At 71.3% G+C, this 10,128-nt stretch carries 8 protein-coding genes and 1 pseudogene; 6 read left to right on the top strand and 3 right to left on the bottom strand.

Features of this window, described 5'->3' with window-relative positions:
- The first annotated feature begins 186 nt into the window (after nt 1–186).
- Complete coding sequence (locus ABT367_RS28520) at nt 187–420, top strand: DUF6480 family protein (protein ID WP_352256128.1); 234 nt, start codon at nt 187–189, stop codon at nt 418–420.
- 130 nt (nt 421–550) lie between these two features.
- Here the strand turns inward: ABT367_RS28520 and ABT367_RS28515 are convergent, their stop codons facing one another.
- Nucleotides 551–892 carry a DUF3140 domain-containing protein gene (locus tag ABT367_RS28515; protein ID WP_352256126.1) on the bottom strand — a complete coding sequence of 114 codons (342 nt, stop codon included), beginning with the start codon at nt 890–892 and terminating at the stop codon, nt 551–553.
- Between the two features lie 265 nt (nt 893–1,157).
- Between ABT367_RS28515 and ABT367_RS28510 the strand changes: the two genes are divergently transcribed.
- A complete protein-coding gene (locus ABT367_RS28510) occupies nt 1,158–2,180 on the top strand; it encodes a DNA topoisomerase IB (RefSeq protein WP_352256124.1) in 1,023 nt (340 codons plus the stop codon).
- A 20-nt stretch (nt 2,181–2,200) separates the two neighbouring features.
- Here ABT367_RS28510 and ABT367_RS28505 read toward each other — a convergent pair whose 3' ends face one another.
- Entirely contained in the window at nt 2,201–3,253 is a 1,053-nt protein-coding gene (locus ABT367_RS28505; protein ID WP_352256122.1) for an agmatine deiminase family protein, read from the bottom strand.
- Nucleotides 3,254–3,488: 235 nt separating this feature from the next.
- Between ABT367_RS28505 and ABT367_RS28500 the strand changes: the two genes are divergently transcribed.
- Both ABT367_RS28500 and pcaDC read left to right on the top strand, forming a co-directional pair.
- Nucleotides 3,489–5,591, top strand: coding sequence for a galactose-binding domain-containing protein (locus ABT367_RS28500; protein ID WP_352256120.1), 2,103 nt, complete (start codon nt 3,489–3,491; stop codon nt 5,589–5,591).
- A gap of 178 nt (nt 5,592–5,769) precedes the next feature.
- A complete protein-coding gene (pcaDC, locus tag ABT367_RS28495) occupies nt 5,770–7,050 on the top strand; it encodes a bifunctional 3-oxoadipate enol-lactonase/4-carboxymuconolactone decarboxylase PcaDC (RefSeq protein ID WP_352256118.1) in 1,281 nt (426 codons plus the stop codon).
- 87 nt (nt 7,051–7,137) lie between these two features.
- On the opposite strand, the gene ABT367_RS28490 is transcribed toward pcaDC, so the two are convergent.
- The gene (locus tag ABT367_RS28490) at nt 7,138–7,770 is read right to left on the bottom strand and encodes an MBL fold metallo-hydrolase (RefSeq protein ID WP_352256116.1); all 633 of its coding nucleotides are present in this window, start codon (nt 7,768–7,770) and stop codon (nt 7,138–7,140) included.
- 151 nt (nt 7,771–7,921) lie between these two features.
- On the opposite strand from ABT367_RS28490, the gene ABT367_RS28485 reads away from it, so the two are divergent.
- Together ABT367_RS28485 and ABT367_RS28480 are read left to right on the top strand one after the other, a co-directional pair.
- Nucleotides 7,922–8,701: an exodeoxyribonuclease III gene (locus ABT367_RS28485; protein ID WP_352256114.1), complete on the top strand. Its 780-nt coding sequence runs from the start codon at nt 7,922–7,924 to the stop codon at nt 8,699–8,701.
- A gap of 85 nt (nt 8,702–8,786) precedes the next feature.
- Nucleotides 8,787–10,124: pseudogene (locus tag ABT367_RS28480) on the top strand (chloride channel protein); the annotation flags it as partial.
- Nucleotides 10,125–10,128: the final 4 nt, after the last annotated feature.

Below are 10,128 nucleotides of genomic sequence, written 5' to 3'. Positions count from 1 at the left end.
GTGCCCACCCCCAGAACCCCCCCGGGCGTCCCCCCCCCACTTACCCGCCGGGGCGGCCCCGCCCCCATTGCCCCCCCCACCGTCCGGGCGGGGGGGGCGGGCACGCCCATGGTCCACGCGCAACTGCCCTGTGCCGGCGTGCCGTTCGGGGTGTTCGGCGGGGCCGCGTCGGGGCACCCGTGCGGCATGCACGACAAGAACCCCGATCCCGACCCCTACCGGACCCCGGGCCTCGAGCCGGGCGGGGGAGTACCGCCCGGTGAGACGCCGCCCGCCGAGGGCAGCACGTCCGGTGCGGGGCCGCAGGAGACAGACAACCCCACGCGCGGCTGGGCGAAGGGGCCGCTCGCGGCCATCCTCCTCGTGGTGGCGCTGGTAGCCGTCGGCTGCCTGGCCTTCGCGGTCGAACTGCTGCTGTGAGCCGGGCTGCTGCTGTGCCGCGCCCTCGACGCCGGGCCGCTGCTGTGATGCGCCCTCGACGCCGCACCGCCGGTCACGGACCGGGCGGTGCGGCTCGCCGAGAGACGGCGCAAGGCTGCCGCGCCGGGCGTCAGGACGGCTTGAGGGGGTCGTGCCCCAGGGACATCAGACGGTGCCTGCCGCGGGTGTCGCCCGCCTCGGGCTCCCGTTCCTCGCCGCGGGCGGCCTCGACACGGTCCACCACGTTGCGCATCACGCGCAGGTCGTCGTCGGTCAGGTCCGTGCGCCGTTTCTGCAGGATCGCGAGGACGTGCTGTCCGGTCTCGGGACCCGCGCGATCGGGCAGCGGCTCGGCGTGCTCTCCCGCGTCCCGGGTCCTGAGCCAGGCGCTGAGTTCCTGTGAGGTCATGTTCACCACGCGGTGGAACGCGTCCCAGAGCGCGTCGAGTTCGAGGGTGGAGTACTCCGCCATGATCGGTCTTTCTGTCGTCGGGTGGTGGCGGGGACCGGAGGGAGACGGATACCGGCCGGGCCCGATGGAGACGGATACAGGCCGGAGCCGACGGACACGGATACCGGCCGGGCCCGACGGACACGGATACCGGCCGGGCCCGACGGACACGGATACCGGCCGGACCGGATGAACACGGACGCCGCCGGGTCGGTCGGCCGCCCCGCCGCTGGTCCGGCCGGGTACCCCCGACAGCGCCGTCGACCCGCACCGGAGGGAGGCCGGAATGCGTTTTCACCACAGCCGTCCCACCGACCGCGGGTACCGCCGCCTGCGCCACGGGCGCGGCTTCCGCTACCTCGACGCCGGGGGCGAGCCGCTGCGCGACCGGGCCGAACTGGCCCGGATCCGCGAGCTTGTGATCCCTCCGGCCTGGCGCGACGTGTGGATCTGCACCAGGGCCAACGGGCATCTCCAGGCCGTCGGCACCGATGACGCCGGACGCCGGCAGTACCTGTACCACCCCCGGTTCCGTGCCGAGCAGGAGCTGGCCAAGCACGAGCACGTCCTGGAGGCCGCCGAGGCGCTGCCCGCCGTACGGGAAGCAGTCGAGGCGCACCTCGGCGACCGCGGACTGACCCGCCGGCGCGTCCTCGCCACGGCGGTACGCCTGCTCGACCTCGGCTTCTTCCGCATCGGCAGCGAGCGCCACACCGAGCTGAACGGCAATTACGGCCTCACCACGCTCCTGCGCGCACATCTGCGCTGCCGGGCCGGAGCCGTCGAGTTCACCTACACCGGCAAGCACGGCAAGGAGGTCGCGCAGTCCGTCGCCGACCCGGCCGCCTGCCGGTGCCTGACCGCGCTGCTGCGGCGCGGGGGCGACGGCGACCGGCTGCTCGCGTACGGGGAGCGGCGCTCCTGGCACGAACCCGGCGGCGAGGAGGTCAACGCGTACCTCAAGGAGCTTGCGGGCCTGGAGATCACCGCCAAGGACTTCCGCACCTGGCACGCCACCGTCCTGGCCGCCGTCGCCCTGGCCGTCTCCCAGCCGGTGGCGCGCAGCGAGACCGCCCGCCGCCGCGCCATCGCCCGCGCGGCCCGAGAGGTCGCCGGCTACCTCGGCAACACCCCGGCGGTCTGCCGCGCTTCGTACATCAACCCGCGGGTGATCGAGTTGTACGAGGAGGGGGTGACGATCGCCGACGCCCTGCCCCGGCTCGGCGCCGAGGTTTCCGCAGGCTCGCCCGCGACCCAGGGGCCGGCCGAACGCGCCGTGCTGCGCATGCTCAGGGCCGGGGCTGACTGACGCGGCGACCCGTGGCGTGGTCAGGCGGCCGGTTCGCCTGGCTGGTCGTGGGTGGCGCAGTGGATCCCGCCGCCTCCGGTGGCGAGGGTGTCGATCCTCAGCTGCACGATGTCCCGCCGGGGGAAGTGCTCCTGCAGGATCCCCCGCGCCCGGTCGTCGGCCCTTCTGTCGCCGAAGCGGGGTGCGTACACCGCGTCGTTGCCGATGAAGAAGTTCGCGTACGTCGCGAGGAACTCGTCGCCGTAGCCCGGGACGCGGTCCGGGTCGGGCCCCGGGAGGTCGATCACCTCGAAGCGGCGGCCGCGTGCGTCGGTGACCTCGCTCAGCACGGACTTCGCCTGATCCGATGAGCGCGACCAGGAGTCGGCGGGCAGGCCGGGGAAGGCCCGGTCGAGGAGGATCACCCCGGGGGCCGTGAACCGCACGAGACTGTCGACGTGCGCGTCGGTGATGTCCTCACCTCGTACGCCCTCGAACCAGATCACCTTGCGCATGCCCAGGAGCTCTTTCAGCTCGGTTTCGATCTGCTCGCGGCTCTTTCCCGGGTTGCGGTTGTCGTTGACGATCGAGCTCTCGGTGATCAGGAGAGTGCCCTCGCCGTCCGTCTCGAAGGCGCCGCCTTCGCAAACCACAGACGCCTGGACACGGGGGATCCGGTACGCGGGCAGCAGCGCCCGTCCGACCACGCCGTCGTTCGTGTGCACCTGCTTGCCGCCCCAGCCGTTGAAGTTGAAGTCGACTCCGAGGACGTCACTGCCCTCCTCGACGAAAACGGGGACGGTGTCCCGGGCCCACAGGTCGTCGACGGCCAGGTCGATGACCTCCACCTGGGACCCGCACGCCTTCTGGGCGGCGGCCCGCTGGTCCGGTCTCGCCATCACCACCACGTACTCGTACTCCGCGACGGCCCGGGCGACGCGCGCGATGTCCCGCCGTACGTAGGGGAGATCCTCCTGCCATACGGACTCCAGCGCGGGCCACGCCATGAACGTACGCGCATGGCTCTCCCACTCGGCGCCCAGGCGCCGTGCCGCACGCGAAGCGGAGCCGCGGGAGGGGAGTGGATCATGCATCGGGTCTCCGATCGTCAGCGGGCTTTGCAAGGGTGATCCTCCACGGCCGCCGCCCTGTCCTCCGCATCCGCGGCGTGGCCTGAAAGTGCCCCTCAACCAGCGGAATCCGACGCTCAGTTCATCAAAACTGAGGAATCCTCATCTTTTTCGGCCGGGACCGTTGACTCCGCCACCGAGGCTCGCGATTCTGAAAACTCGTCAGTAACTTGCGTGCGCATGTCAATCAAGGTGAGTGATGACCATGGTTCAACCTCCGCGTCACAGACTCGGACCCCTCACGGTTGTGTCACTGCTCCTCGCCGTGTTCTCCCTCTTCATCGGCCCGATGCCCGCATCCGCCGCGGACCCGGGCCCCGGAACCGAGGCCAACTCCGCGGCGGAGAGCGGCTGGTGGACGCCGAACGCGCGGCCCGAGCCCGACTCGCAGATCAACGTCACGGGTGAGCCCTTCAAGGGCACCGACGCCCAGGGCAGGGTCAGGGGCTTCGTCGACGCGCACGACCACATCATGTCCAACGAGGGCTTCGGCGGCCGGCTGATCTGCGGAAAGGCGTTCTCGGAGCAGGGTGTCGCCGACGCGCTCAAGGACTGCCCCGAGCACTACCCGGACGGCTCGCTCGCCCTCTTCGACATGATCACCAAGGGCGGCGACGGCAAGCACGATCCTCACGGGTGGCCCACCTTCAAGGACTGGCCCGCCCATGACTCGCTCACCCACCAGCAGAACTACTACGCCTGGATCGAGCGGGCCTGGCGCGGCGGCCAGCGGGTTCTCGTCAACGACCTGGTCACCAACGGCGTGATCTGCTCCGTCTACTTCTTCAAGGACCGCGGCTGCGACGAGATGGACGCCATCCGTCTCGAGGCGAAGAAGACGTACGAGATGCAGGAGTTCATCGACAGGATGTACGGCGGCCCGGGCAAGGGCTGGTTCCGCATCGTGACCAGCAGCGCGCAGGCCCGCGAGGTCATCGAGCAGGGCAAGCTGGCCGTCGTCCTGGGGGTCGAGACATCCGAACCGTTCGGCTGCAAGCAGATCCTCGACGTCGCGCAGTGCAGCAAGGCGGACATCGACCGCGGCCTGGACGAGCTGAAGAAGCTGGGCGTCAGCAGCATGTTCCTGTGCCACAAGTTCGACAACGCCCTGTGCGGTGTGCGCTTCGACTCCGGCACGCTCGGTACGGCCATCAATGTGGGCCAGTTCCTGTCGACCGGCACGTTCTGGAAGACGGAGACCTGCCGTGGCCCGCAGCGCGACAACCCCATCGGCAACGCCTCGGCGGCGCAGGCGGAGCAGCAGCTGCCCGAGGGCGTGTCCGTGCCCGCGTACGCCTCGGGCGCGCAGTGCAACACCCGCGGTCTGACCGGCCTGGGTGAGTACGCGGTGCGCGGCATGATGCAGCGCGGCATGATGCTGGAGCTCGACCACATGAGCGTCAAGGCCGCGGGCCAGGCCTTCGACATCCTCGAGTCCGCCTCGTACCCGGGTGTGATCTCCTCGCACAGCTGGATGGACATGAGCTGGACCGAGCGGCTCTACAAGCTCGGCGGGTTCATCGGCCGCTACATGAGCGGCTCCGAAGGCTTCAGTGCGGAGGCCAAGGGCACGGACGCGCTGCGCGAGAAGTACGGCGTCGGCCTCGGCTACGGCACCGACATGAACGGTGTCGGCGGCTGGCCCGGCCCGCGCGGCGCGGACACCCCGAACCCGGTGAAGTACCCCTTCCGCAGCGCGGACGGCGGCTCGGTGATCGACAAGCAGACCACCGGCGAGCGCACTTGGGACTTCAACACCGACGGAGCCGCGCACTACGGGATGGTCCCGGACTGGATCGAGGACATCCGGATCGTCGGCGGCCAGGACGTCGTGGACGACCTCTTCGCGGGCGCCGAGTCCTACCTCCGCACCTGGGCGGGCAGCGAGCAGCACGACCCCGGGCGGAACCTCGCCTCGGGCGCGGCCGCCACGGCGTCCACGACGCAGTGGTGGAACCCGTTCGTGAACTACGCGCCCGGCAGGTCCGTCGACGGCGACAAGGCCACCCGCTGGGCCAGCGAGTGGAAGGAGAACCAGTGGCTGCGCATCGACCTCGGGTCGGCGAAGCCGGTCGGGCGCGTCACCCTCGACTGGGAGGACGCGTACGCGAAGTCGTACCGCATCGAGCTGTCGCAGGACGGCAGTAACTGGCGGACGGCATGGTCCACGGACTCCGGTGACGGCGGCCTGGACACCGCACGGTTCGACAGCACACAGGCGCGTTACGTACGGATCCAGGGCGTGCAGCGCGGCACGGAGTGGGGCTACTCGCTGCGGGAGGCCGGCGTGTACGGCGGCTGACGGCGGTCGATGGGGAGGGCCGTCGCTCGGTGAGGGCGCCTGGGAAGGTCCAGGCGCCCTCGGGGAAGGTCATACGGTGCCCGGCCGGCACGACCCCGAGCCGTCTTTCACCTGATCCGTCCCCTATCCTCACCGCCCCCGACAAGGGGCCGGTGTGGGATATGAGAGCGTGCAGGACGTGAGTGAGACACCCGAGAACACCCTGCAATACCGCTTCGACGGACCCGAGGACGCACCGGTCCTGATCCTGGGCCCCTCCCTGGGCACGACCTGGCACATGTGGGACCGCCAGATACCCGACCTCACGCGGACCTGGCGCGTCCTGCGTTTCGATCTGCCCGGGCACGGCGGAGCGCCCGCCCATCCCACCGACTCCGTGCAGGCGCTCGGCGACCGGCTGCTCGCGACGCTCGACGAGATCGGGGTCCAGCGCTTCGGGTACGCGGGCTGTGCGTTCGGCGGTGCGATCGGTGCCGATCTCGCCCTGCGCCACCCGCAGCGCGTCGCCTCGCTCGCCCTGATCGCCGCGTCACCCCGCTTCGGTACCGCCGACGAATTCCGGCAGCGCGGCGTGATCGTCCGTACGAACGGGCTCGAGCCCGTCTCGCGCACCTCGCCCGAGCGCTGGTTCACGCCCGGCTTCGCCGCCGCGCAGCCCGCGATCACCGAGTGGGCGGTGCAGATGGTGCGCACCACCGACCCCGGCTGCTACATCGCGGCCTGTGAGGCGCTCGCCTCCTTCGACATACGGGCGGACCTCGGCCGGATCGGCGTGCCGACCCTCGTCCTGGTCGGCTCCGAGGACCAGGTGACCGGGCCCGCCGAGGCCCGCACGCTGGTCGCCGGCATCCCGGACGCACGGCTCGCGGTCGTGCCGGGTGCCTCGCATCTCGCTCCGGTCGAACAGCCGGCCGCCGTCACGGATCTGCTCGTGCACCACTTCTCCACGGCGTGGACCGAAACGCACGCGGCCATCGCCGCGCCTCCCCTGGTCCCCGTGATCGCCCCGTCCAGCGAGGTACGCGGTCCGGTCGCCGAGATCGCGCCCCTGGAAGCGCAGGCGGGTCCGGTCGGGCGCCCGGACCCGTACGAGAGCGGCCTCAAGGTCCGCCGTGAGGTGCTCGGCGACGCCCATGTCGACCAGGCGCTCGGCAACAGCGACGCGTTCTCCGGAGACTTCCAGGACCTGATCACGCGCTACGCATGGGGCGAGGTCTGGGCGCGCCCCGGCCTGGACCGCCGGATGCGCAGCGCCGTGACGCTCACCGCCCTGGTGAGCGGCGGTCACCTCGACGAGCTCGCCTTCCACACCCGCGCGGCCCTGCGCAACGGGCTCACCCCGGACGAGATCAAGGAGATCCTGCTGCAGGCCGCCGTCTACTGCGGCGTCCCCGCGGCGAACTCGGCGTTCAAGGTCGCGCAGACGGTGATACGCGAGGAGACGACGCCCCGCGAGTAGCGGGGCGCCGGCCCGTCGACCACCGGCCCGCATCGCTCCCGGACCCGCATCGCTCCCGGACCCGCACTGCCTGCGGGCCCGTACCGCCTACAGGTCCGTACCGTCCCCGGGTGCCAGCCGCAGATGGTCCGCGCCGCTCAGGTTCGTCAGATGCGTGTCGTACACGGGGCGCGCCAGGTCCGTGAGCAGGGCGTCGTGCACGTCGATCGTGCGCTGCGGCTTGACCTCGCGTACGTAGTCGATCACCTCCGAGACCTTGCTCCACGGGGCCATCACAGGCAGCAGCAGGGTGTCGACCGGATGGTCGGGCACGGTCAGCGCGTCGCCGGGGTGGAAGACCGAACCGTCCACGAGGAAGCCGACGTTGGTGATCCGCGGCAGATCCGGGTGGATGACGGCGTGCAGTTCGCCGTACACGCGGACGTCGTAGCCGGCGGCGGTGAAGGCGTCACCGTTGCCGACGGTGTGGACGCGGCCGGGGAACGCCGCCGCGATCTGGTCCGCGACCGAGCGCAGCGTCCAGATCTCGGCGCCCGGGTTCGCCTCCAGGGCGGCGCGCAGCCGGTCCTCCGCGAAGTGGTCCGGGTGCTCGTGCGTGACGAGGATCGCGTCGGCCCCGACGGCGTCGTCGGCCTCCCCGAACAGACCGGGGTCGATGACCAGGGTGCTGCCGTCCTTCTCGAGCCGTACACATGCGTGGGTCTTCTTGGTCAGCTCCATAAGCCCCATCTTGCTCCGGTACGCCCAGGGCTTCACCCCCGGGGCGTACCGGACCGCCGGGGTCGCGGGCAGGCGCCCGGAACCTCGCAAGGAACGGCGGCCGGGGCTCCGCGGGAACGGGGTTGTCAGACCCCACGGGTAGATTGGCCGCATGCGTATCGCCACCTGGAACGTGAACTCCGTGACCGCCCGACTGCCCCGCCTCCTGGCCTGGCTGGAGAACAGCGGCACGGACGTGCTGTGCATCCAGGAGACCAAGTGCGCGGCCGAGCAGTTCCCCGCCGACGAGCTGCGCGAGCTCGGCTACGAGTCGGCGGTGAACGCCAACGGGCGGTGGAACGGGGTCGCGCTCGTCTCCCGCGTCGGACTCGACGACGTCGTCAAGGGCCTGCCCGGGGACCCGGGCTACGACGGCGCCGAGGAGCCGCGCGCGATCTCCGCGACCTGCGGCGGCGCCCGTGTCTGGTCGGTCTATGTGCCCAACGGGCGCGAGCCCGACCATGCGCACTACGCGTACAAGCTGCAGTGGTTCGAGGCCCTCAAGGCCGCCATCGCGGGTGACGCCCAGGGCTCCCGCCCGTTCGCGGTGCTCGGTGACTACAACGTCGCGCCGACCGACGACGACGTCTGGGACATCAGCCTCTTCGAGGGCGCGACCCATGTCACCCCGGCCGAGCGCGCCGCCCTGGCCGCCCTGCGCGAGACGGGGCTCAGTGACATCGTGCCGCGGCCGCTCAAGTACGACGTGCCCTTCACGTACTGGGACTACCGCCAGCTCGGCTTCCCCAAGAACCGCGGCATGCGCATCGACCTGGTCTACGGGAACGCCGCGTTCCAGAAGGCCGTCACCGACGCCTACGTGGACCGCGAGGAGCGCAAGGGCAAGGGCGCGTCCGACCATGCGCCCGTCGTGGTCGACCTGGACGTCTGACCGGGGCTCCATCAGGACCTGAGGCCTGCTCACGAGGGCCGGTCGGCTCTGCAGCCGACCGGCCCTCGCGGCATACCGTTGCGGTATGCCCAGTTCTGTCCGTATATCAGCCCCGGATGAGACGACGGCAGGCCGGCTCCAGACCCTCGCTCTGGCGGTCGTGATCGGTGTCGGCGCAGGAGCCGGCGCGGTTCTCTTCCGCTGGATGGTCATGGGCGCGACCAGGCTGTTCTCCGGCCACGCCGACTATGCGGCGGCCGGCGGCGCCGCCCATCCGCTGCTCCCGCACCTCGGCCCGTACTTCGTCCTGCTCGCCCCCGCCGTCGCCGGCCTCGTCTACGGCCCGCTCGTCCACCGCTACGCCCGCGAGGCCCGCGGCCACGGTGTCCCCGAGGTCATGCTGGCCGTCGCGCGGGGCGGCGGCCGGATCAAGGGCAGGGTCGCCGTCGTGAAGTCCCTCGCCTCCGCCCTGTGCATCGGCGGCGGCGGCAGCGTCGGCCGGGAAGGCCCCATCGTGCAGATCGGTTCGGCGCTCGGCTCCACCCTCGGCCGGCTCGTCCGCGCCGACGAACGGCGCACCACCTTGCTGCTCGCCTGCGGCGCGGCGGGCGGTATCGCCGCGACCTTCAACGCACCGCTCGCGGGCGTGGTCTTCGCGATGGAGCTGATCCTGCGCCGCTGGACCGCCCGCACCTTCGGTGTCCTGGCGATCGCGTCCGTGACGGCCTGTGCGCTCGCCCGCGCGGTCTTCGGCAACGAGGTGTTCCTGCCGCTGCCCGGCCTGAGCGTCCAACACCCCGACCAGTACGTCCTGTTCGCCGTCCTCGGCCTGGTCGCGGGAGCCGTCGGTATCGCCTTCACCCGCATCCTGTACGCCGTCGAGGACCTCTGCGACCGCATATGGCGCGGCCCGGAGTGGCTGCGTCCCGCCGTCGGCGGTCTGGCACTCGGCGCGCTGCTGCTCGTGCTGCCGCAGATGTACGGGGTGGGCTACCCGGTCCTCGAAGACGCCGCGCACGGCAAGTACGCGCTCGGTCTTCTTCTCGTCCTGCTCGTCGGCAAGATGGTCGCGACCAGTCTGACCATGGGCATCGGCGGCTCGGGCGGCGTCTTCGCCCCGTCGTTGTTCATCGGCGCCATGCTCGGCGCGGTCTTCGGGATCATGGCCGCGGCACTCTTCCCCGGGCATGCGGCCGCCCCTGCCGCGTACGCCATGGTCGGCATGGCGGCCGTGTTCACCGGCAGCGCCCGCGCACCGATCGTCGCGGTGGTCATCATGCTCGAACTGACCGGTGCCTACGGCCTGTTGCTGCCGCTGCTCCTCGCGGTCGCGCTCTCGGCCGGCGTCAGCCACGCCCTGAGCCGCGAGACGGTCTACACGCTCAAACTGGCCCGGCGCGGCATCGACCTGTCCCGCCCGGCGGGTA

The sequence above is a fragment of the Streptomyces mesophilus genome, assembly GCF_040300965.1.
GTDB lineage: Bacteria > Actinomycetota > Actinomycetes > Streptomycetales > Streptomycetaceae > Streptomyces > Streptomyces mesophilus_A.
Note: the sequence above shows the minus strand (reverse complement) of the source record. Positions and strands in the feature narration are given on the sequence as shown.